The organism is Niveispirillum fermenti (assembly GCF_052474395.1).
In genome coordinates, this window is record NZ_CP156681.1 from 1 (window position 1) to 19,972 (window position 19,972).

Consider the following 19,972-nt stretch of genomic DNA (forward strand, 5'->3'; position numbering starts at 1 on the left):
ACCGGCGCGCGGTAAAACTGGGGTTCAAGTCACCGCGTCCGGGCCGGCAGGGCCCAGGGTTCGCCGGCCGGTTCCGGCTTGCGGCTGCGGGGCGGCGGCATGTCGGCCAGGTCATTGCGGCGCAGCAGCACCAGCCGCAGGTTCGCGGCCACCCGGTCGAAATAGGCGCTGCCCCTGTCGGGTGTGCGCGAATGGTAGTGCTTGACCGACCGCGTCCAGTTGCGCAGGTCGCCATGGAAGGCCTTCAGCATCCCCGCCGCATAGGCCACGTTCGCCTGCGGGTCGAAGGCCGTTTCCAGGTCGGGGAAGGCCGCGGGATGCCAATGGAGATTGACCTGCATGCAGCCGACATCGATGGACCGCACGCCGCGCCGGCGCAGCGCCCGGACATGGGCCAGCGCCGCCTCCTTGCTGTCGAAATAGCGGCCCCTGCCCTCCGCGTTGACGGTCCAGGGCCAGACTGTCAAGCGGCCATCCACCTCCCGTCCGGATTCCGTGACGCCGATGGCGATCAGCAACCGGCCCGGCATGCGCATCTGGCGTTCCGCGTCGCGGATGGCGGACAGGCAGGCCACGGCATCGCCGGCCCCGGCGGCGGAAACCCCCGACAGCAGGGCCAGCATCAACAGGGCCGCCCGCCCCCTCATGGCGGCACGCCGCCGATGCGGGTGATGATCTCCTCCCAGAAGCCTGACAGCACATGGAACATGAAGGGCAGCGCCAGAACCACGGTGACCATGATGGCCACGATCTTGGGCACGAAGGACAGGGTCGCTTCCTGCACCTGGGTCAGTGCCTGCATCAGGGAGATGCCGAAGCCGACCACCAGGGCCACGACCAGCGGCGGCGTGGCTGCCCAGATCACGGCCCAGATGCCGCTGCGCAGCAGGTCCAGCACGTCCGCCTGGTTCATCGGCCCGCCCCCGTCATATCGGCATGCGCATGATGTCGAGATAGGCGTTCACCAGCTTGTCGCGCACGGTGGTGACGGCCTGCACCGTCAGTTCGGCCGACAGGGTGGCCTGTACGACATCCTGGGCACTGGCCTTGCCCTGCAGGCCGGCGGCGGCCACCTGCTCGCCGTTGCGCATGGTGGCGATGGCGTCCTTGACGGCCTTGCCGATGATTTCCGGAAAGGACCCTTGCGCCGGGGCGGCGACATCGCCGGCCCCGGCAATGCCGGGCATCTTGCCGGCGGCATAGGCGTTGGCAACGCCGGAAAGGGGGACGACGACCATGATCGGATCTCCTGTCGCTTGGCCGCGGTTCAGCCGCGCAGCATGTCGATGGTGCGGCCCAGCATGGAGCGGGCCTGCTGCATCACGTTCAGGTTGGCGTCATAGGAACGGCCGGCCTCCCGCATGTCCATGGCTTCGACCAGGCTGTTGACGTTGGGCATCTTGACATAGCCGTTGCCGTCGGCCGCAGGGTGACCGGGATTATATTCCAGGGTGAAATCGCCCATGTCGCGCCCCACGCGCTTCACCGCCACCAGATCGGCCTTCAGCGCCCGGTCCAGCGCGCTGGAAAAGACCACCGTCTTGCGCCGGTAGGGGTCGCCGCCGGCCACCTCGGATGTGGAATTGGCATTGGCCATGTTTTCCGCCACCACGCGCAGCCGTGTCGTCTGGGCCTTCATGCCGGACGCGGCAATACCGAAGGAAGCGGCGAGATTATCGATGCTCATGACGCGGGCCTCCCCCTCAACGGCCGGTGTAGGCGAAGCGCATCATGCCCACACCTTTCTGGAACAGGTTGGCCGCCAGATCATACTGCTGGCGGACCTCGGCGGTTTTGGTCATCTGCTCTTCCAGGATCACGCTGTTCCCGTCGGGTGCCGTCTCGTAGACGGCGGCGCGACGGTCATCGCGGAAGGCGGCGGCGGGGCGCAGGGGTTCCAGATGCGCCGCATCGGTGCGCACCGGACCGGCCCCCGCACCTTTCAGCGCCTCGGCAAAGGTGAACGGCTTCAGGTCGCGCGCCCTGGCGCCCGGCGTGTCGGCATTGGCAATATTCTCTGCCAGCACCTTGTGCCGGGCCGACAGGTAATCCATGCGGCGGCTTGCCAGGTTGAACAGGCCGATGGTTGACAGATCCATCTCGGCAAAACTCCCCTTCACAGGCGGGATGCAGCCGGGATGGTTCCATGCGGGGCTTAAAGCCGCGTTTAAGCGGAAGGGACGGCGATGGGGGCTTTTAACCGGCTTTAACCGCGCCGGCCAAGGATGGGGGCACAGCAGACCCACCACCGGGAAACAGCCCGCATGACCATCCTGGCCGGCCTTCTGGCCGATATCCAACAATTGCCCGGCCCGCGTTTCCATGGCCAGGTCGTCGCCTGTTCCGGCCTGTCGATGGAGGTGACGGGCGTGGAACGCCGCCTGTCGGTGGGCGATGGCTGCATGGCCATCACCCGCGACGGCCGCACCGTCCCGTGCGAGGTCGTCGGTTTCCGCCAGGGTCGGGCGGTGCTGCTGCCCTTCTCCTCGCTGGACGGGATCGGCCTGGGGTCCAGGGTGGAAGCGGGGCGCGCCTCGGGACTGGTCCGGCCCGGTGACGGCTGGCTGGGCCGGGTGGTGGATGCCTTCGGGCGCCCCATCGACGGCAAGGGCCATCTGAACCAGGGTGATGCCAACCGGCCCCTGCGCGCCATGCCGCCACCGGCCTTCGACCGGCGGCGCATGGGCGCGCGACTGGAAACCGGCATCCGCGTCGTCGATGCCTTCACCCCGCTGTGCCGGGGCCAGCGCCTGGGCATCTTCGCCGGATCGGGGGTGGGCAAGTCGACCCTGCTGGCCATGCTGGCCCGGTCCAGTGCCGCCGATGTCAACGTCATCGGCCTGATCGGGGAACGCGGGCGCGAGGTGCAGGAATTCATCCAGGACGATCTGGGGCCGGAGGGACTGGCCCGCAGCGTCGTGATCGTGGCGACGGGCGACCAGCCGGCCCTGGCGCGGCGGCAGGCCGCCTATCTGACCATGGCCGTAGCGGAACATTTCCGTGATGGCGGGCGCGATGTGCTGTGCATGATGGACAGCATCACCCGCTTCGCCATGGCCCAGCGGGAAATCGGGCTGTCGGCCGGCGAGCCGCCCACCACCAAGGGCTATCCGCCCAGCACCTTCGCCGAACTGCCGCGTCTTCTGGAACGCGCAGGTCCCGGCCGGGAAGGGACCGGGGACATCACGGGTATCTTCACGGTGCTGGTCGATGGCGGCGACCATGACGAGCCGGTGGCCGACGCCGTGCGCGGCATCCTGGACGGCCATATCGTCATGGATCGCAAGATCGCGGAGCGCGGCCGCTATCCCGCCATCGATGTGCTGAAAAGCGTGTCGCGCGCCCTGCCCGGCTGCCATTCACCACAGGAGAACGAGACCGTGGCCGGCGCCCGCGCGCTTCTTTCCCGGTACGAGGCGATGGAGGAGATGATCCGCCTGGGTGCCTATCGCGCCGGCAGCGACGAAGAGGTGGACCGCGCCATCAAGGCCAATCCGGCGCTTCAGGCATTCCTGAAGCAGGGCAAGGCGGAAACCACCGCCGCCACCCGGTCCTTCGCCGTGCTGGATGCCATCCAGGCCGACCTTTCCGCACCGGCCCCGCCGCCGCCCGAACCGGCCGGCAAGCCAGGCGTTCCGGCCCGGCGGCGGGGGTAGCGCTAAGGAAGGCGTTGTCCGCCCCTCACCACCGCCTTGTCGTGGCCAGCGCCATCAGGGTGGATGGATCGATGGTGGTGCGTCCGCTGCCGGACAGCAACTGGATGGCGGGGCTGGAGGCCACCGCCGCCGCGCCGTCGCCATTGATGTCGTACATCATCATGAACCGCTCGACGAGCTTGGCGACCTCTGCCGGGTCCGCCAGCTTCTTGATGTCGAGCCGGCCCTGCAGGATCGTCACCTGCCGGTCCAGGTCGATCTGGGCGGCCTGGTCGGGCAGGCCCAGTGCGGTGCGGGCGAACTCGGCCAGCGCTTTGTCGGCCAGCACCTGATACCAGCTTGTGATGCCGCCGGCCTTGCGCTGGAAATAGAGGCCCAGGCGCAGGGCCTCGTTGGCATTGCCAGCTGAAACCTCGAAGCTCTGCGTCTCGTATCGTTTCACGATGTCGGTGACGAAGGCGGGGCTGCCGCGCCGCCTGGCGCCGCTGTTGGCCGTGCCGAAGGCCAGCGCCAGCGCTTTCTCCCGGTCCCCCGCCTTGGCCGCGAAACTGCCGGGATCGGCCGGGTCGCTGGCCAGCACCAGACGCAGCCGGTTGGTGTCGGCCGCCATATCCTCCAGACCGAAGGCCGTCAGCACGGGCACCAGCAGCCGTCGGTCCGCCAGCAGGTCGCCGGCCGTTGTCACCGCCGGCAGCTTCGCGGCCAGTTCGGCCAGCCCGCGCCGGACATCCGGCCGCGCGGCGAAGGCCGCCCTGTCGCGGTCATAGGTGCTGGTCATCATGTCCCACTGCACCCGGCTGGCGACCGGGCCGCCGCGCGGATTGCCCTCATAATCCCAGACATCGAAAAAGTCGCGGCGGAACTGGGCCTGCGTGGGGGGCAACCGCATCTCGGCGAAGGGGATGGTGTTTTCCAGGTCGCGGGCCTGCGAGGCGGCATCGGCCGGGCCGATCGGCGGCGGCAGGCCATAGACGGTGCGCACGACGGACGCCATGTCCGGATCGTCCATCAGGTCAGCCCAGCTTGCCTTGTCCGGCAGCTTGCGGCTGAAATCCAGCATGATTTCCAGCGCCTTGTTGCGCTGACCGATCTCGCGCTCGAAAAGGGCGGTGACATAGCGGTCGGATATCTGACCCACAAAGGACGGCCCGGATGTGCCATTGCCCGCAGCGGGGCCGAAATTGAAGGCACCCGCCAGTTCACGGAACCGTGGATCGCCCATGCGGTTGGCAACGGAGCCATTGTCCGACAGGTCGCTTTCGAGCACCTTGCGGACCAGGGCCTGGGAATTGACCTGATCCTCCAGCCCGAAGGCACGCATCACATAGGTGTAAAGCCGGCGGTCGGACATCAGGTCGTCCACCGTGCCCACATGCGGCAGGCGGGCACGGGCATAGGCCGTGTCAGCGCTGTTGACGGGGTCGGCCATCATCATGGCCTTCTGCCGGTCCTGCGTGCGCGTCAGCAGCCGCCATTGCAGCAGGGAGGAACCGGAACCGCCGGTGACCAGATTGGCGCCGAAGCCCGTGATGCTCATAGCTCCACCTCCCGCCGGCCGCTGGTGCCGGCATCGCCGGCCCCCTCCTCCGACGGGACATAGCCCGGCGGGATGCGCAGCAGCACATTACCCGTGCGGGTATCGATCACCTCGGTGAACAGCCGCCGCGTCTCGGGGTCCAGCATCACGCGATAGGGACGGAAGGCGGGCGATGGCTCCGGCACTGATACCGGTGCCGGCGGCGGCTCCGGTGCCTCCCGCTCCCGCTTTTCAGACGACCGAACGATCGGCACCATGGGTTCGGCCGGCCTTCGCCGTGCCGCGTCCGGTCCGGAAACCGGTTCAATCGCTTTCGGGTCACTCATGGTCCCTCCACCCGCGGCCAGGCACGCCGCGTCAAGACCGGTCTTGCGCACCCCCGTCACGGGGACGCCTACATACCAGCCGCCCGTTCTGGCAGCGGTTCGACCGGGGCTGCCGGCATGGGCGGCAGCAGGATCGCCTCATAGGCGATGACGGGCCGCAGGGCCGCCAGCGCCTTGTAGAAATCACCGTCGCGTACGTAACGGTCCGCGTCGGCCAGGTGATAGGTCATGTCCGGGTCACGGATTGCGGCATGCAACTGGGCGATCAGCGCATTGTACAGCGGCCTTTGCTGCTCCGCGTTGGGCGGGTCCAGCAGCATGGCCTGTACCGCGTAATAGGTGCGTTTGACCGGTGTCGTCGCCTCCTCCGGCTGGAGGATCGAACGGCCGGTCATTACCTGGGCATGGTTGGCAACGGTGACGGTATTGCGATGGCGGCCATTTTCGATCACCACACCGTTCACGATGAATTTCTCGAAGGGCTTCAGCTTCAGCTTTAGTCCCATGGAACACCTTCCAGATCAACACGCGGGGCCAGATCAACACGCGGGGCCAGATCAACACGCGGGCCCAGATCAACACGCGGGCCCAGATCAACACGCGGGCCCAGATCGACATGCGGGCCAGCCCGGCCTCGGACCGGCATGCGGACCGGATCAGCGCGCGGGCGCCGGTCCCAGCCCCTGCATGACGGCCCGGTTGACATCGACAAGCGGCGAAAGCGGATGGTCGGTGGACAGGGCCTGGCCGCTATACCGGTCGACCCAGAGGCCCAGCGAGATCAGGCCCGCCTTCAGCGCATCCGGCAGCAGGTTGCCCGTATCGGACACATCGGCGATCAAGGTGATCCAGAGCCGGCGGTTGCGATCGATGGCGCGGATCCGGGCCATGGCGTCGTTGCTGCGGGTGGCCGTCTCCAGATCCATGGTGACCTGCTGAAAGACCTTGCGCTCCAGTTGTCGGGGCGTGGCCGTGTCCATGATGGACTGTCTATAGGCTGCGACGCTCATTATTCCTTATTCCCTTATCAAGAAGAGATGAAGGGATAATAACACCCGCCTATTAAAAGGCGGTGAAATGCAAAATAAAAGCAAATATTCAAATAAAGAAGGCCGGCCTTTCGGCCGGCCTCCCTTCCCATGAACGGTTCCGTGGGCTCAACGGAACAGCGACAGGATGTTCTGCGGTGCCTGGTTGGCGATCGACAACGCCTGGATGCCGAGCTGCTGCTGAACCTGCAGGGCCTGCAGGCGGGCGGACTCTTCATTCAGGTTGGCGTCGACCAGCGTGCCGATACCCTCGTTCAGGCTGTCCACCAGCTTGCTGGTGAAATCGGCCTGCAGGTCCAGCCGCTTGCCGACATTGCCGAACTCGGCCGCAGCGCTGATCACGGTGTCCATGTGGGTTTCCAGCGCCAGAAGCTGGGTCTGGGCGGCGGCCGCGTTGGCGGAACCGTCGGCACCGCCGCTGATGGCGGCGGCCAGACCGGCCACGAAGGTCTGGACGGCTGACATGTCCTGGCCATCGATCGTGTCGGTCACCGCCGTGATGGCGGCACCGCTGCGGTTGATCGACACGGTCAGGGTCCGGGTGTCGGCATTGTCCAGCAGGTTTTCACCATTGTAGCTGGCGCTGTCGATGGTGTTCTGGATGTTGGCGGCCAGGCTGTCCAGTTCGTCGCCGATCTTGGCGTGATCAACCGAGGCGGAGGTTGCCAGCGAAAGCTGGTTCTTCACCTCGCTCAGCAGCTTCTGGATGTTCTCGGCACCCACGCGGGCGGTCTGCACCGTGGCGGCGTTGATGGCGATGTTCTCGTTCAGCGCCTTCAGCGCCGACACGTCGGACTTCATCACGGTGGAGATGGCCCAGTAGGACGAATTGTCCTTGGCCGTCGCCACCTTCATGCCGGTGGAGATACGGTCCTGAACCGTCTGCAAATCCTTGCTGGTCTTGTTCAGGGTCTGCAGCGCAACCATCGCGCCGACATTGGTCAGAATAGAAGCGGCCATGATCGTTTCCTTCGTGGATGGATGATGGATCAAGCGCCTTCTGACGCAGCCACCCCCGGGACCTCATGGGGTTTCCGACAGGCCCGGGAGCTGTTTCGACTTTGGCAGGCCCGGATTAAATCCGCTTAAAAAGCGGTATCCTTCCGGAGACATACGCCTTTAGTGTCCGTCCGGAAAATCTTCCATGCTCCCGACGTTTTGCATCCCCTTTCCTTCGCACCGCCATCACCCGTGCTGTGGCCGGGCCCGGTTTGGAAAGCAAGGCGCTTGGGCATTCTGGATCCCGGCCACAGCACGGGTGATGGCGGTGCCGAAAGCAGAATGGTGTAAAACATTGAAGTGAAAAAAATTCCCGGACAGACCCTTGGGATTTAGAGATTATGGTCGATGCGGCCATAACCGGGGATGGCGCGGGGACCGGCGGTGCCGGTTCGGCCATAGACCCCATCGGCGCGCTGGCGTTCCGCCACGCGGCCCAGCCGGCGGGCCACGGCCGTCACGGCCTCCTGCGCTGCCTGCAGGGCGATGGTATTGGCCCGCGTGGCGGCACACAGGCGGGCCGCGGCAAGGCGTACCCGTTCCGGCGGCGCCGGGTCGGTGTCGGCGGCTTCCTCCCGGGCATCGCCGGCGGGGGCCAGGACAGGGGCCGCCGGATCGGGCGCAAAGACCGGCAGCGGCGGTGCGCGGCTGGCTTCCCGCAGCAGGATGCCCAGCTGTTCGAACAGACGGCGCTTGGTGTTGAAATAAAGCTCCAGCCCGTCGGTACGGGCCGTCGACACAAGGTCGGTTTCCTCGTCCAGCAGGGCGGCCAGCATCTCGAATGCCTGCGCCAGGCGCAGCCGCATGTCGGGGGACAGGTTCTCGGCATTCATCGGTTCACCCTTCCTGCGCCTGGCCATACTGGGCGATCTGGGCGCGGACATGGCCGGCAATGCCCAATCCGCCGCCGCTGGACGCCATGCCGTCGGCCACAGCTTCCAGCATCATCGACCGGAACACCTCCTCCGCATAGCCGCCCCCGAACAGCCCCTCCGTCGATACACCTTCGAACATGGAGTTCAGCGCCTGGGACAGCAGCAACGCCTCGAACTTGCGGGCCGCCTCGGCCGCCCCGGCCGGCCCCGCCTGGGGCAGCGGCGGCTGTCGGATGCCGGGGATATCGGCGATCTCCATCACATCACCTCCAGTTCGGCATGAAGGGCCCCTGCTGCCTTGATGGCCTGCAGGATGACGATCACATCGCGCGGCGTGGCGCCCAGCCGGTTCAGCCCATTGACAAGGTCGTTGAGCGAAACCCCGCCCTCCAGCACATTGATGCGCTGGCCCTCCCCCTCGTCCACGGTGATCTGGGTGCGGGGAACGATTGTGGTCTGGCCCTGCTGTGCGAAGGGTCCGGGCTGGGAGACCTGGGGAGTCTCCTCCACCCGGACCGTCAGGTTGCCCTGGGCGATGGCCACCGTGCTGATCCGCACATTCTCGCCCATGACGATGGTGCCGGACTGCTCGTCGATGACGACGCGGGCGACCTGGTCGGGCCTGACCTGGATCGTCTCGATCCGCGTCAGCAAGGCGGCGACGTCACCCTGATAGGTGGCAGGCACGATCAGATCGACCGTCGTGGGGTCGGTGGCCCGCGCCGTGCCCGCGCCCAGCGTCTGATTGACGGCCGTGGCGATGCGGTTGGCCGTGGAGAAATCGGGATTGCGCAAGGCAAGCCGCACCCGCGACAGCGAATCCAGGTCGAAATCGACCTCACGTTCCACGATGGCGCCGTTGGCCACCCGGCCGGAAGTGGGAACACCCTTCGTCACGCTGGCTGCCGCCCCCTCGACGGCATAGCCGGCCGTGGCCACCGGGCCCTGCGCCACGGCATAGATCTTTCCATCCGCCCCCATCAGGGGCGTGGCGATCAGATTGCCGCCCGCCAGGCTCTTGGCATCCCCCATGGTGGAGATCGAGACATCGACCCGCGTGCCCTGACGCGGGAACGGCGGCAGCTCCGCCATGACCATCACGGCCGCGACATTGCGAGTCTTCACGTTCAGGCCGGTAATATTCACGCCCAGGCGTTCCAGCATGCCTTCCAGGCTCTGCTGCGTGAAGGGAGAGTTCTGCAACCGGTCCCCCGTGCCGTTCAATCCGACAACAAGGCCGTAGCCCAGCAACTGGTTGCCGCGGACGCCCTCCACCTCCACCAGATCCTTGATGCGCATCTGCGCTGTCGCGGCCAGGGGAAAGGCCAGCAGGCCGGCGGTGATCAAGGCGAGAAAGCCACCGACATGGCGAGGTTGAGCCATTTCCGACCCCACAAGATGTAGTTGATGGCCACATCATAGCGCGATGGGGTTAAAACGGCTTTTCCAAGACAGATCATCCGTTCGCGTTAATACTGGTTTAATTTTCGGAGTCGATCCCGACTTGACTACGACATCATAGGTAGCCATTGCTCGTCTGTATCAGGACATCGGACGGAAGAATGACAGAAATACAACCAAATTAGAAGTTTTTTCTTCGACCGAAATCGGTCCTGTAAAATTCCTGTAGAATTTTACTTAAATCAGGAGTTGGGGCAATGCGAGTCTTGTTGATCGAGAACGATCAGACCATCGCTGGGGCAATCTCCCGCGCCATTGGCCGCATCGGCGTTCGTTGCGAGCAGCAGTCGCAGGAAAATGTGGAAACATTGATTGCCGAACGCGATGGGTCATTGGAGAACTACGACGCGATCCTGGTGGGCAATGCCAGCAGCGGCGATACGTTCATCGCCAGTCTGCGGGCCAAGGTGGGCGCGGCGATCATCGTCAGCCTGCTGGATCACCGCTGCGTCAACTCCACCATCCAGCATCTGCGCGCCGGTGCCGATGACGTGCTGGTCAAGCCGATCAACCCGCAGGAGATCGAGGCGCGCCTGCACGCGGTCCGGCGCCGGACGCATGGCCATTCCTCTCCGGAACTGACCGTCGGGCGGCTGACCGTGTTCCTGGATGGCCGGGACCCGGCGGTGGACGGGCAGCGCCTGCGCCTGTCGCACCGTGAACATGCGATCTTCAGCGTGCTGGCGCTGAATGTGGGCCGCGTCGTCTCCAAGGAGAAAATCTACGAAACGGTCTATACCCTGTCCGGGTCGGACCCGCTCGACAAGGTGATCGACGTCTATATCTGCAAGCTGCGCAAGAAGATCGCCGAGGCGACGGGTGGCGACAAATATATCGAGACGGTCTATGGCCGTGGCTACAAGTTCGAGGCCCCGCCCGACGAGGACCGCGACCCCGGCGACCCGGCCCCGATGAGGGCCGGCCGCCCACCCATCCCCGCACTGATCAAGACGCCATCGACCATCTGCGCCCGCGCGTGATGCCTGCCGTCTTTATCAGCTTATACCATGCGGTGATCAGACCCTGTTGGTTCTGATCACCGCCCGCAATCGCCGGCGCCAACATGCCAAGGGCTTGGGCGCGCCGCACGAGCGGCACGGCGGCAGTCGCCGCCGTACCCATCCGCCGAAGGTTTGACCTTTGGCGGATGGGTAAAAGGTCTAATCAGCGCAATTAGGTCGCCCCCCGGCCCGGCGGTCAGAAGGGCAAAATCACATCCAGGACCTGCTGGCCCAGCCGGGGCTGCTGCATGTCCATGATCTGGCCCCGGCCGCCATAGGCGATGCGCGCCTCCGCGATCTTCTCATAGGAAACGGTGTTGCGCGTCGTGATGTCCTGGGGGCGGATGACCCCGGCGATACGCAGTTCGCGCAATTCATAATTCACGCGCATCTCCTGCCGGCCGGCAATCACCAGATTGCCATTGGGCAGGATGTCGGTCACCACGGCGGCCACCTTCAGGCGGATATTCTCCTGCCGGTTCACCGCCCCCGCGCCATTGCTGCTGCCGGTGGCATTCAGATTGACCAGATTGTCGGGGTCGATGCTGTTCGGCAGCGCCGTTTCCAGCCCGAACAGGTTGGGGACGCCCATCTTTTCACCCGCCCCACGGGAACGGGAGGTCTGGTTGCTGATCCGGGCCTGTTCGGCCATGTCGACTTCCACGGTCACGATATCGCCGATCTTGCTGGCCCGCATGTCGCGCAGAAAGCCGCGCACATCGGCCTCCCACAGCGAAGCGGCCTGACGCATGGTGGTGGACCGTTCCGGCATGGGCATGGTGACGCCCGTCGCCTCCGTCTGGCGGCGCGGATCATCGATCGGCGTCATGTCGGGGGCGCGGCCGATATGGTCGAACCGATCGGCACACCCCCCCAGCAATGGCACCGCCAACAAGAACGGGGCCGCCAGCATCAGGGCCGTGGGTCGGAGAATGGACATGGGCGGGCCGTTCCTTCTGTCAGGCGATTGGCTGTCTGGCGATAGGGCGGCCGGTCATTCGGCCGCGGAAACCGTGTCCGGACCGGTGACCGTCGCGGCCAGGGTCCGGTTGCTGTCAAGGTTCTGGACCCTGATCATCTCGCCCAGGGCACCATCGGCCAGCGCCCGGCCGCGCGCCGTGATCAGCAGGGCGCCCTGGCGGTATTCCAGCGTAACCGGCCGGTTACGCTGCACGACGGGCTGGGCCGCAATGGAACTGGCGGGCACGGGCCGGCCAGGGGACAGCACCCGCCGCGCCTCCATACCGATCAGGCCGGCCCGGTCGGTGATGGTGCGTTGCCCCACCTGGTCGGTACGGACCGGTATCAATGTCAGGTCCCCGTCGGTGATGATCTCACCGGGCGCCATCCGCCGGTTGGGAACCGGTATCTCGATCTCCGTCCATATCTCGCCCTCCACGCGCTGGCGCTGGTGTGGGCCGGACAGGATGGCGGCGAAACGCCGGCTGCCGGGGTCGACATTCAGTGCCTCCACCTTTTCCATCCCCCCGGCAATGGCGGTGACGATGCGCAGCCGCAGCTCGCCCTGTCCCAGGGCACTGCCATAGCGGTTGTGGATGGCCGCGCGCAAAAGCGCATCGGCGTCCGCGTCGGCCCGGGCCGGGACGGCAGGGCCGACCGCCAGCAGCAGGGCCAGCGCCAGGGGGGAAAGCAGGTGCCGCATCCTCCGCCTCACCGCATCTGGACCAGGGTGTTCAGCATCTGGTCGCCGGCTTCGACGGTGCGGCTGTTCATCTCATAGGCGCGCTGGGCGGAAATCAGGTTGGTGATCTCCTGCACGATGTTGACGTTGGACGCCTCGACATAACCCTGGCGCACCGTGCCGAATCCCAATTGCCCCGGGATACCCAGAATGGGCACGCCGGAAGCCGGGGTCTCCAGGTAGAGGTTGCCCCCCACGGCCTCCAGCCCCGCCTCGTTCACGAACATGGCAATATCGAACTGTCCGACATTGTCCGGCTCGATCTGGCCGTCGACATAGGCCAGGACCTCACCATTGCTGTTGATCATGACGTCGCGGGTATTCTCCGGCACGGTGATGCCGGGGCTGATCTCGTACCCGTCGCTGTTGACGATGGTGCCTTCCGGCGACAGCTTGAAATTGCCGGCCCGGCTATAGGCCGTCTCCCCCGTGGGCAGGGTGACCAGGAAATAGCCGCGGCCGTCCAGCGCCACGTCGTAATCCCCCTCCGTCCGGGTCAGCGTGCCCTGCACATGCTGGCGCGCCACGGCCCCCGGCTTGACGCCGAGGCCAAGCTGGATGCCCGCCGGCACGATGTCGCCCTGGTCGGACGCGGTGGCGCCGGGCCGCAACTGCGACTGGTACATCAGGTCCTGGAATTCGGCGCGGGACCGCTTGAAGCCGACGGTGTTGATGTTGGCGATGTTGTTGGAGATGACCTCCACGTTCATCTGCTGGGCCATCATGCCGCTGGCGGCGATGTCGAGCGTGCGCATGGGTCTGTTCCTTCTGGCAGGGCCGGCGGGCGTCGGCGATCAGGTCGCCGGGCCGCCGATCTTGTTGATGGCGTTGCGCTGGCGGTCATTCTCCGCCTCGGTCAGCTTGTTGGCCTGGCCGTAGGCGCGCGTCAGGTCGATCAGCCGCACCATTTCCACGATGGGCTGGACGTTGGATCCTTCCAGGGCGCCCTGGACGATCGTGACATTGGTGGCGGGTTCAGGCGTGCCCGTGGCGGTGACCAGCCCGTCGCCGCCACGGGCCAGTCCCTGGGCGCCCGGCAGCGTGTATAGGCCGAGGCGGCCCAGTTCGACGCTCTGTATCTCCTGCCCCCCGCCTTCGACGGTGTAGGAGAGGGTGCCGTCGGCGGCGATGGTCAGCGGCCCGACATCCTCCGGCACGGTGATGCGGTTGCCGTCGGCATCCAGCACGGGCCGCCCGTCCACGGTGATCAGGTCGCCTTCCAGCGACCGCCCCAGGCGGCCGTCTCGGCTGTAGCGCGGGCCGTCCGGCGTTTCGATCTGCAGCCAGCCGTCGCCGCGGATGGCGATGTCCAGCGGATTGCCGGTGGTGGACAGCGCCCCCTCGCGCGTGTCGGTATAGGTGGCCCGGTCGATGACGAAGGCGGTGGGATCGGCCCCGCGGCCGGTCCGGCTGACGAAATCGTCAAAGACCGGCCGTTCGGCACGGAAGGCCGCCGTATTCATGTTCGCCACATTGTTGGCGGTGACGTCCAGCATGCGGCGCAGCGCCATCTGTTGTGACAGCGCGACGTAAAGCGCGTTTTCCAAGGTTCCGGCCTCCAGCTTCATCCGGCGGCCGAACCGGTGTCCCGGATCGCATGGCCGCTGCTTTGACCCGGCTTTAATGTGCAGCGGCTAGGTTAAATCCGCGTTCAAGATCGGCTGCGGACGGGCAATGAGACAGTTTCTGCGCATCCTGATGACCTCGCTTCCCGCCGGCCTGTGCCTGGCGGGACCGACCTGGGCCGGGCCGATCCCCGTCGATATCCGCGTGACGGGGGCGGTGACGGAACTGCTGATCGACAGCGGCGACCTGACACCACGCCGGTTCCGCCGCGACCAGTGCGGGGCTTTACTGTCGCTGCCGCTGGCGGAAGGCGACGCGCTGGACATCACCCCGGCCGCGCATGGCGGCGGGCGCATCCGGCATGTCGAACTGATCGACCGGCGGACGCTGAACGTCGCCACCCAATGCAGTGCCGTCATCACGATCTGGCGGCGGGACCGGAAGATGGTGATGACGGTGGCAGCACCCGTGACACCGGGGCGCAAGCCAGCCCCGCCCGACCCCGCCGACCGGACCGCATCGACACCACCACCCGGCGCCGGCCAGCCCATCCCACCGGAACTGACGCCGGCGGAGGCGGAATTCGCCCGCAAGGCCGTTGCCGATGGCGCGCGCGAGGCCATGACCCCACCCGTGCGGGAACCCGCAGCACTGTCGGCGACACCCCATGACCCGCGCCTGCCTGACCCCGCCTGGGGCCGGGAAGCCACGCTGGTCGATCTGGCGGCATGGCGACAGGGGCCGTTCCTGGCCACACGCGACCGGCTGCGCCTGGCGCTGGCCCAGGCCGCCCCCGGCGATGAGGGACCGCTGCGCGATCTGGTCCGGTTTCATCTGGCCTGGAACCGGGGTGTGGAGGCATTGGCCCTTGTGCGGGAGCGGTTGCCCGGCGATACCGGCCAGCCGCTGACCGCCATCGCCGCAATCCTGGCCGACCCGCGCGACCCGCTGGCCGACCGGGTGCTGACGCCCCCGTCACTGCGGGCCGGCGACGGCCCGTTCTGGGCCGCCATCCTTCTGGAACGCCGCGGCCAGGGTCGCGACGCTGTGCGGTATCTGCCGGCGGCGGCCCGCGCCCTGCCCTCCCTGCCGCCGGACCTGCGCCGGACCCTGGGCCTTGACCTGTTGTCGATCGCGGCCGAAGCGGGGCTGGACGGCATGGCGCGGGCCATCGCACGCACCCTGGACCCGGACGCCACCGACCCGGTTGCGCAGGCACGGCTGCATGCGGAGGTGGGCCGCCTGCATGCCGCAGCCGCGCGCCCGGCCCTGGCGCTGGCGCAATGGGATCAGGCGGCGGCATTGGGCGGGCCGGCCGGCGCGCAGGCAGAACTGGCGGCCCTGGCCCTGCGGGTTGAACGCGGGGAGCAGACCAAGGCCGACCGCCGGACCGGGCTGATAACGGCCATCCGTGACTGGCCTGGCAGCCCGCTGGAAGCCGACAGCCTCTGGCAACTGACCCTGCTGGAACAGCAGCAGGGCGACACTATCGGGGCGCTGGAGAAGCTGCGCCTGCTGGCCCTGCGCTTTCCCGACCGCCCCCCGGCCGCCATGGCCGCACAGGCCGATCTGGCCGTCGACCTGTTCGACGGGCTGGCCGGCGACGCGGCCGCACAGGTTCCGTTGAGCGAGCGGATCACCGCCTTCCAGCGTCATCGCGACCTGTTGCCCGCCGAGCCCGCCGGCTGGGCCGTGCGGCGGCGCTTCGCCGCCATGCTGTCGGCGGCCGGCGTGCAGCGCGCCGCCAGGGAGGAACTGGCGCGGCTGACCGAACAGGTCCCGGCGGCGGAACGGGCGGCCATCGCCCACGATCTTGCCATCATGGAACTGGCGGCGGGCCACGCCGCGGCCGCCCTGGCCGCCCTTGACGGCGCCGGCGAGGACGCGGCACAGGAGGAGATACGGCGCGGGCGTGGATTGCGGGCCCGCGCCCTGCTGCTGGCCGGTGACCCCGACGGCGCGCTGGCGGCCATGGGCGACGCGGCCGGCACGGACAGGCTGGCGATCCGGGCGGCGGGCCTGTGGCAGCGGGGCGAATGGGGTGCTGCGGCGACGGCGTACAAGGCGCTGGCGGCCGAAGGCCCCCTGCCGCCGCGTGACGCGGCACGGCTGGCCCTGGCCGCCATGCTGGCCGGCGATCCCGCCGCACACCACATCCTGGCCGGACAGGACGCGGCCCTGGACGGGCAGGGCTGGGCGGACGGGCTGCGGTTGCTGGCGCGGCCCGTGCCGGCCGCCGATGCCGGCGAGGCGGCCCTGCGCGGCCTGCTGGACGATGCCGCCGCCCTGGGGCGCCTGGTCGGACCGTCCGGGGCCAACTGAAAAGCAGGTTTAACCGCGCCTTGTCAGGATGAGGCCTTCTGCCGTCGCCTTCTTCGGAGATATCGCGATGAACCTTCTCATCGGCGCGACCATCGTCTTCGCCTCCGTCCTGGGGGGGTTCCTGGCCCTGGGTGGCCACATATCGGTGCTGCTGCAGCCCTTCGAGGTGCTGATCGTCTGCGGCGCGGCGCTGGGCGCCTTCGTGATCGCCAATCCCTGGCAGATCATCAAGGACACGGGCGGCGGCCTGCGCGCCCTGTTCCGTGGCACGGCCCATCGCCGGGCCGATTACCTGGAACTGCTGGCCCTGCTCTATACCGTGTTGCGCACCGTGCGCACCAAGGGGCTGATGGGGCTGGAAAAGGATATCGAGAAGCCGGCCGACAGCACGCTTTTCCAGCAATTCCCCCGCACGCTGGAACAGGAGCGGGCCGTTTCCTTCCTGACCGACTATCTGCGGCTGATGTCGCTGGGCGCCGACCGCGTGGCGGAGATGGAAGCGCTGATGGACGAAGAGCTGCTGACCTTGAAGAAGGAGCTGCACCGGGCACCGCGCAGCCTGCACACGGTGGCCGAGGGGCTGCCGGCGCTGGGCATCGTGGCCGCCGTGCTGGGCATGATCAAGGCCATGGGCGCCATCTCCGAATCGCCCGATGTGTTGGGCCAGTTGATCGCCGGCGCCATGGTCGGCACCTTCCTGGGCGTGCTGCTGTCCTATGGCGTGGTCGGGCCACTGGCCGGCGCCATGAACCGCATGCGCGACGAGGAGATGAAATTCTTCCATTGCATCAAGGCGGCGCTGGTCGCGCATCTGCACGGCTCCGCCCCGGCCGTGGCTGTGGAGCATGCGCGCAAGGTGCTTTATGCCGAGGTGCAGCCGAGCTTCCATGAAGTGGAAAACGTGACCACCAACGCCGCCCAGCGCATGGGCGAACGGCAGAAGGCGGCCTGACCCATGGCGATCAGCGGCCGTCTCACCCGGACCAGCATCATCATCCGCCGCCGCCACGCCGAGGAGGAGGAGGAGCATGGCAACGGGTCGTGGAAGATCGCCTATGCCGACTTCACGACCATGATGATGGCCTTCTTCATGCTGCTCTGGCTGGTCAACATCACCTCGCCGGAGCAGAAGGAGGGGATCGCCGACTATTTCAACCCGATCAGCGTGTCCAGCAGCAATTCCGGCGCCGACGGGCAATTGTCCGGCCAGAGCGTGGCGGAGAGCGGCAGCCTGACCAGCAGCGCCAGCAGCGCGTGGGAGACGATCCCGGCCGCGCGGGTGCCGGCCCTGTCGCCCCCCGGCCCCGATCCGCAGATGCGGGAGGGAGAACCCGGACAGGAGCGGGGCCAGCCGGCAGGACAGGATGGCGCCCAGGGTGATCTGGCGCTGGGCGAGGTGGCGGGCGGCGACATCCCCGCCGGCCCCACCATCGATCCCGGCCTGGCCGAGCAGATGGCCCGCGTCGCCATGGAACAGGCCGCGTTCGAGCGGATCGAGGCCGAACTGCGCGCGATCCTGGCCGACGGGGGGGAGCTGTCCGGCCTGTCGGAAAGCCTGCTGTTCGACATCACGCCCGAAGGTCTGCGCATCCAGATCACCGACCGGCCGCATTTTTCCATGTTCGATGTCGGATCGATCGACCTCAACGGCCGGGCGGCCGCCCTGTTGCGGGTGGTGGCCCAGGCGCTGGCCCCGGTACCCAATCCGGTTGCCGTTGCCGGCCATACGGACGGCCGCGCCTTCGCCGCCACCGCGCGCTACGGCAATTGGGAATTGTCATCCGACCGCGCCAACGCGGCCCGGCGCCTGCTGGCTGCCCACGGCATCGCGCCATCCCGCCTGGCCCGCGTGGAGGGACTGGCCGACACGCTGCACCTGTTCCCGGCCGCACCGCAGGACCCGCGCAACCGCCGGATCTCCATCATCCTGCTACGGCAGGTACCGCTGCCCACCGGCGCGGCCCCACAATAGGCGCCGGTTTTATCCGGCTTTAAGCAGGCCGCCCTATGATGGCGGACGGTGGGAGAACCCATCGGGTAGGTCCAGGCGCCAGACGGGGCGCCACCCCCGGCTTGTTGCCCAAGGCCCCCGAACCGGTCCCGGCCGCCGCACGAGAACCATCCCCCGGACAAGGGTTTTCCAACCGATCCCGAAAACGGAGTTCGTTCCCATGAGCATCTACAGCGCAATGAACTCGGGCGTCAGTGGCTTGGCAGCGCAAAGCGCCAAGTTCAGCGCCATCTCCGACAATATCGCGAACTCCGGCACGGTCGGGTACAAGCGCACGAACGTCCAGTTCGCCACGCTGGTCACCAACAATTCCAGTGCCGGCACCTATTCGGCCGGCGGGGTGGAGGCGTCGCTGCGCACCGAGGTATCGCGCGGGGGCATCGTCACGCGGTCCACCGTGGCGACCGACCTTGCCATTTCCGGCAACGGCTTCTTCGTCGTGGGCACCAACATCGACAGCAACAACATCCAGGGCACCACCCATCTGCTGACCCGCGGCGGTTCCTTCCGGCCCGATGCGAACGGCAACCTGATGAATACCGGCGGCTATTACCTGCAGGGCTGGCCGCTGGACAATACGGGCCAGGTGATCGGGGGCGGCGATCCGTCGCGCACCAGCTTCGAGGGTCTGCAGACCGTCAGCCTGGGCAGCCTGACCGGCACGGCGCAGGCGACCACGGAAATCACCTTCGCTGCCAACCTGCCGGCCTCCAAGACGGTGGAGGCGCCCGGCCAGCCCTTCTCCACCTCCATCGATTATTATTCGCCGCTGGGCTTCACCAGCAAGCTGGAGCTGGAATGGGTGCCCAATCCCAATCCGGCCCCCCCGCCCCCGGCCGTCGCCACGCCCAGCAACATGTGGACGCTGAACGTCAAGGACGGCAACACCACGATCCAGACCGTGCAGATCGAATTCAATGACGGGATCGGCGCCAATGTGCCGGCCGGCCGCATCAAATCCATGGATACCGGCACCAACGGCGTGATCCCCCTCACCTTGAATTCCGGTCAGGAAATCCAGTTGAACCTGGGGGAGAACGGCGCCGGCCTGACCCAGTGGGGCGACCAGTACGCGCCCGGCACCATCAACAAGGACGGCGCCGGCTATGCCCCGCTGGACAGGGTAGAGATCGGTTCCGACGGTGTGCTGACGGCCATCTACCGCAATGGCCTGCGCCAGGCGGCCTACAAGCTGCCCGTCGCCAACGTGACCAATCCCGACGGGCTGATCCGCGCCGACGGCAACGCCTTCCAGGTCAGCCGGGCGTCGGGCGACTTCTATCTCTGGGATGCCGGTGCCGGTTCGGCCGGGACCATCGATGGCGGGGCGCTGGAGGCGTCCAATGTCGACATCGCGGAGGAACTGACCAGCATCATCGAGACGCAGCGCGCCTATTCCTCCAACGCCAAGATCATCCAGACCGCGGATGAGATGATGGACGAGATCACGCGCCTGATGCGCTGATC

General features: G+C 67.2%; 23 protein-coding genes. 6 read left to right on the forward strand and 17 right to left on the reverse strand.

Going from position 1 to position 19,972, the window contains the following annotated elements:
- Positions 1-29: 29 nt before the first annotated feature.
- Genes ABC728_RS11420 through ABC728_RS11440 form a run of 5 tightly spaced genes read right to left on the reverse strand, consistent with a single transcriptional unit; the run spans position 30 to position 2,099 of the window.
- The gene (locus tag ABC728_RS11420; RefSeq protein WP_416621102.1) at positions 30-647 is read right to left on the reverse strand and encodes a murein transglycosylase; all 618 of its coding nucleotides are present in this window, start codon (positions 645-647) and stop codon (positions 30-32) included.
- A complete protein-coding gene (gene fliQ / locus ABC728_RS11425; protein WP_416621103.1) occupies positions 644-913 on the reverse strand; it encodes a flagellar biosynthesis protein FliQ in 270 nt (89 codons plus the stop codon). The genes ABC728_RS11420 and fliQ overlap by 4 nt, the downstream gene beginning before the upstream one ends.
- A 13-nt stretch (positions 914-926) precedes the next feature.
- Positions 927-1,238 (reverse strand): flagellar hook-basal body complex protein FliE, encoded by a 312-nt coding sequence (locus ABC728_RS11430; protein WP_416621104.1) that lies wholly within the window; start codon positions 1,236-1,238, stop codon positions 927-929.
- Positions 1,239-1,267: 29 nt separating this feature from the next.
- Positions 1,268-1,687, reverse strand: coding sequence for a flagellar basal body rod protein FlgC (gene flgC, locus ABC728_RS11435; RefSeq protein ID WP_416621105.1), 420 nt, complete (start codon positions 1,685-1,687; stop codon positions 1,268-1,270).
- Between the two features lie 16 nt (positions 1,688-1,703).
- Complete coding sequence (locus ABC728_RS11440) at positions 1,704-2,099, reverse strand: flagellar basal body protein (RefSeq protein ID WP_416621106.1); 396 nt, start codon at positions 2,097-2,099, stop codon at positions 1,704-1,706.
- A 165-nt stretch (positions 2,100-2,264) separates the two neighbouring features.
- On the opposite strand from ABC728_RS11440, the gene fliI reads away from it, so the two are divergent.
- Positions 2,265-3,656, forward strand: a complete 1,392-nt coding sequence (fliI, locus tag ABC728_RS11445; protein ID WP_416621107.1) for a flagellar protein export ATPase FliI — start codon at positions 2,265-2,267, stop codon at positions 3,654-3,656.
- Positions 3,657-3,681: 25 nt separating this feature from the next.
- On the opposite strand, the gene ABC728_RS11450 is transcribed toward fliI, so the two are convergent.
- The 8 genes from ABC728_RS11450 to ABC728_RS11485 all read right to left on the reverse strand — a co-directional run bounded on the left by ABC728_RS11450 (position 3,682) and on the right by ABC728_RS11485 (position 9,825).
- On the reverse strand, positions 3,682-5,193 hold the full coding sequence (locus ABC728_RS11450) for a DUF1217 domain-containing protein (protein ID WP_416621108.1): 1,512 nt from the start codon (positions 5,191-5,193) through the stop codon (positions 3,682-3,684).
- Entirely contained in the window at positions 5,190-5,519 is a 330-nt protein-coding gene (locus tag ABC728_RS11455; RefSeq protein WP_416621109.1) for a hypothetical protein, read from the reverse strand. Before ABC728_RS11455 ends, ABC728_RS11450 begins: the two co-directional genes overlap by 4 nt.
- Before the next feature lie 68 nt (positions 5,520-5,587).
- The gene (locus tag ABC728_RS11460; protein ID WP_416621110.1) at positions 5,588-6,025 is read right to left on the reverse strand and encodes a flagellar biosynthesis repressor FlbT; all 438 of its coding nucleotides are present in this window, start codon (positions 6,023-6,025) and stop codon (positions 5,588-5,590) included.
- Between the two features lie 150 nt (positions 6,026-6,175).
- The gene (gene flaF, locus ABC728_RS11465) at positions 6,176-6,529 is read right to left on the reverse strand and encodes a flagellar biosynthesis regulator FlaF (RefSeq protein ID WP_416621111.1); all 354 of its coding nucleotides are present in this window, start codon (positions 6,527-6,529) and stop codon (positions 6,176-6,178) included.
- A gap of 147 nt (positions 6,530-6,676) precedes the next feature.
- On the reverse strand, positions 6,677-7,528 hold the full coding sequence (locus tag ABC728_RS11470) for a flagellin N-terminal helical domain-containing protein (protein ID WP_416621112.1): 852 nt from the start codon (positions 7,526-7,528) through the stop codon (positions 6,677-6,679).
- A gap of 371 nt (positions 7,529-7,899) precedes the next feature.
- A complete protein-coding gene (locus ABC728_RS11475) occupies positions 7,900-8,400 on the reverse strand; it encodes a hypothetical protein (protein WP_416621113.1) in 501 nt (166 codons plus the stop codon).
- A gap of 4 nt (positions 8,401-8,404) precedes the next feature.
- On the reverse strand, positions 8,405-8,701 hold the full coding sequence (locus ABC728_RS11480) for a rod-binding protein (RefSeq protein WP_416621114.1): 297 nt from the start codon (positions 8,699-8,701) through the stop codon (positions 8,405-8,407).
- Positions 8,701-9,825 (reverse strand): flagellar basal body P-ring protein FlgI, encoded by a 1,125-nt coding sequence (locus ABC728_RS11485; RefSeq protein WP_416621115.1) that lies wholly within the window; start codon positions 9,823-9,825, stop codon positions 8,701-8,703. The genes ABC728_RS11480 and ABC728_RS11485 overlap by 1 nt, the downstream gene beginning before the upstream one ends.
- A gap of 275 nt (positions 9,826-10,100) precedes the next feature.
- Between ABC728_RS11485 and ABC728_RS11490 the strand changes: the two genes are divergently transcribed.
- The gene (locus ABC728_RS11490) at positions 10,101-10,883 is read left to right on the forward strand and encodes a response regulator transcription factor (RefSeq protein WP_416621116.1); all 783 of its coding nucleotides are present in this window, start codon (positions 10,101-10,103) and stop codon (positions 10,881-10,883) included.
- Positions 10,884-11,100: 217 nt separating this feature from the next.
- Here ABC728_RS11490 and flgH read toward each other — a convergent pair whose 3' ends face one another.
- Genes flgH through flgF form a run of 4 tightly spaced genes read right to left on the reverse strand, consistent with a single transcriptional unit; the run spans position 11,101 to position 14,153 of the window.
- On the reverse strand, positions 11,101-11,844 hold the full coding sequence (flgH, locus tag ABC728_RS11495; protein ID WP_416621117.1) for a flagellar basal body L-ring protein FlgH: 744 nt from the start codon (positions 11,842-11,844) through the stop codon (positions 11,101-11,103).
- Between the two features lie 54 nt (positions 11,845-11,898).
- Positions 11,899-12,567, reverse strand: a complete 669-nt coding sequence (gene flgA, locus ABC728_RS11500; protein WP_416621118.1) for a flagellar basal body P-ring formation chaperone FlgA — start codon at positions 12,565-12,567, stop codon at positions 11,899-11,901.
- An 8-nt stretch (positions 12,568-12,575) separates the two neighbouring features.
- A complete protein-coding gene (gene flgG, locus ABC728_RS11505) occupies positions 12,576-13,361 on the reverse strand; it encodes a flagellar basal-body rod protein FlgG (RefSeq protein ID WP_416621119.1) in 786 nt (261 codons plus the stop codon).
- Positions 13,362-13,400: 39 nt separating this feature from the next.
- Positions 13,401-14,153, reverse strand: a complete 753-nt coding sequence (flgF, locus tag ABC728_RS11510) for a flagellar basal-body rod protein FlgF (protein WP_416621120.1) — start codon at positions 14,151-14,153, stop codon at positions 13,401-13,403.
- Between the two features lie 127 nt (positions 14,154-14,280).
- Between flgF and ABC728_RS11515 the strand changes: the two genes are divergently transcribed.
- From ABC728_RS11515 to ABC728_RS11530, 4 genes are all read left to right on the forward strand, one after another.
- Positions 14,281-16,494, forward strand: a complete 2,214-nt coding sequence (locus ABC728_RS11515) for a hypothetical protein (RefSeq protein ID WP_416621121.1) — start codon at positions 14,281-14,283, stop codon at positions 16,492-16,494.
- A 67-nt stretch (positions 16,495-16,561) separates the two neighbouring features.
- Positions 16,562-17,446 (forward strand): flagellar motor stator protein MotA, encoded by an 885-nt coding sequence (gene motA / locus ABC728_RS11520; RefSeq protein ID WP_416621122.1) that lies wholly within the window; start codon positions 16,562-16,564, stop codon positions 17,444-17,446.
- Between the two features lie 3 nt (positions 17,447-17,449).
- On the forward strand, positions 17,450-18,466 hold the full coding sequence (locus ABC728_RS11525; RefSeq protein WP_416621123.1) for a flagellar motor protein MotB: 1,017 nt from the start codon (positions 17,450-17,452) through the stop codon (positions 18,464-18,466).
- A 199-nt stretch (positions 18,467-18,665) separates the two neighbouring features.
- A complete protein-coding gene (locus ABC728_RS11530; RefSeq protein ID WP_416621124.1) occupies positions 18,666-19,970 on the forward strand; it encodes a flagellar hook protein FlgE in 1,305 nt (434 codons plus the stop codon).
- Positions 19,971-19,972: the final 2 nt, after the last annotated feature.

Excerpts from the sequence above, each read along its gene's own strand:
- flgH (WP_416621117.1), bottom strand. The coding sequence starts at position 11,844 with ATGTCCATTCTCCGACCCACGGCCCTGATGCTGGCGGCCCCGTTCTTG.
- flgG (WP_416621119.1), bottom strand. The coding sequence starts at position 13,361 with ATGCGCACGCTCGACATCGCCGCCAGCGGCATGATGGCCCAGCAGATG.
- ABC728_RS11440 (WP_416621106.1), bottom strand. The coding sequence starts at position 2,099 with ATGGATCTGTCAACCATCGGCCTGTTCAACCTGGCAAGCCGCCGCATG.
- ABC728_RS11430 (WP_416621104.1), bottom strand. The coding sequence starts at position 1,238 with ATGGTCGTCGTCCCCCTTTCCGGCGTTGCCAACGCCTATGCCGCCGGC.
- flgA (WP_416621118.1), bottom strand. The coding sequence starts at position 12,567 with ATGCGGCACCTGCTTTCCCCCCTGGCGCTGGCCCTGCTGCTGGCGGTC.
- ABC728_RS11420 (WP_416621102.1), bottom strand. The coding sequence starts at position 647 with ATGAGGGGGCGGGCGGCCCTGTTGATGCTGGCCCTGCTGTCGGGGGTT.
- ABC728_RS11455 (WP_416621109.1), bottom strand. The coding sequence starts at position 5,519 with ATGAGTGACCCGAAAGCGATTGAACCGGTTTCCGGACCGGACGCGGCA.
- fliQ (WP_416621103.1), bottom strand. The coding sequence starts at position 913 with ATGAACCAGGCGGACGTGCTGGACCTGCTGCGCAGCGGCATCTGGGCC.
- flaF (WP_416621111.1), bottom strand. The coding sequence starts at position 6,529 with ATGAGCGTCGCAGCCTATAGACAGTCCATCATGGACACGGCCACGCCC.
- motA (WP_416621122.1), top strand. The coding sequence starts at position 16,562 with ATGAACCTTCTCATCGGCGCGACCATCGTCTTCGCCTCCGTCCTGGGG.
- ABC728_RS11470 (WP_416621112.1), bottom strand. The coding sequence starts at position 7,528 with ATGGCCGCTTCTATTCTGACCAATGTCGGCGCGATGGTTGCGCTGCAG.
- ABC728_RS11460 (WP_416621110.1), bottom strand. The coding sequence starts at position 6,025 with ATGGGACTAAAGCTGAAGCTGAAGCCCTTCGAGAAATTCATCGTGAAC.
- ABC728_RS11490 (WP_416621116.1), top strand. The coding sequence starts at position 10,101 with ATGCGAGTCTTGTTGATCGAGAACGATCAGACCATCGCTGGGGCAATC.
- ABC728_RS11480 (WP_416621114.1), bottom strand. The coding sequence starts at position 8,701 with ATGGAGATCGCCGATATCCCCGGCATCCGACAGCCGCCGCTGCCCCAG.
- ABC728_RS11475 (WP_416621113.1), bottom strand. The coding sequence starts at position 8,400 with ATGAATGCCGAGAACCTGTCCCCCGACATGCGGCTGCGCCTGGCGCAG.
- ABC728_RS11515 (WP_416621121.1), top strand. The coding sequence starts at position 14,281 with ATGAGACAGTTTCTGCGCATCCTGATGACCTCGCTTCCCGCCGGCCTG.
- ABC728_RS11485 (WP_416621115.1), bottom strand. The coding sequence starts at position 9,825 with ATGGCTCAACCTCGCCATGTCGGTGGCTTTCTCGCCTTGATCACCGCC.
- fliI (WP_416621107.1), top strand. The coding sequence starts at position 2,265 with ATGACCATCCTGGCCGGCCTTCTGGCCGATATCCAACAATTGCCCGGC.
- ABC728_RS11450 (WP_416621108.1), bottom strand. The coding sequence starts at position 5,193 with ATGAGCATCACGGGCTTCGGCGCCAATCTGGTCACCGGCGGTTCCGGT.
- ABC728_RS11530 (WP_416621124.1), top strand. The coding sequence starts at position 18,666 with ATGAGCATCTACAGCGCAATGAACTCGGGCGTCAGTGGCTTGGCAGCG.
- flgC (WP_416621105.1), bottom strand. The coding sequence starts at position 1,687 with ATGAGCATCGATAATCTCGCCGCTTCCTTCGGTATTGCCGCGTCCGGC.
- ABC728_RS11525 (WP_416621123.1), top strand. The coding sequence starts at position 17,450 with ATGGCGATCAGCGGCCGTCTCACCCGGACCAGCATCATCATCCGCCGC.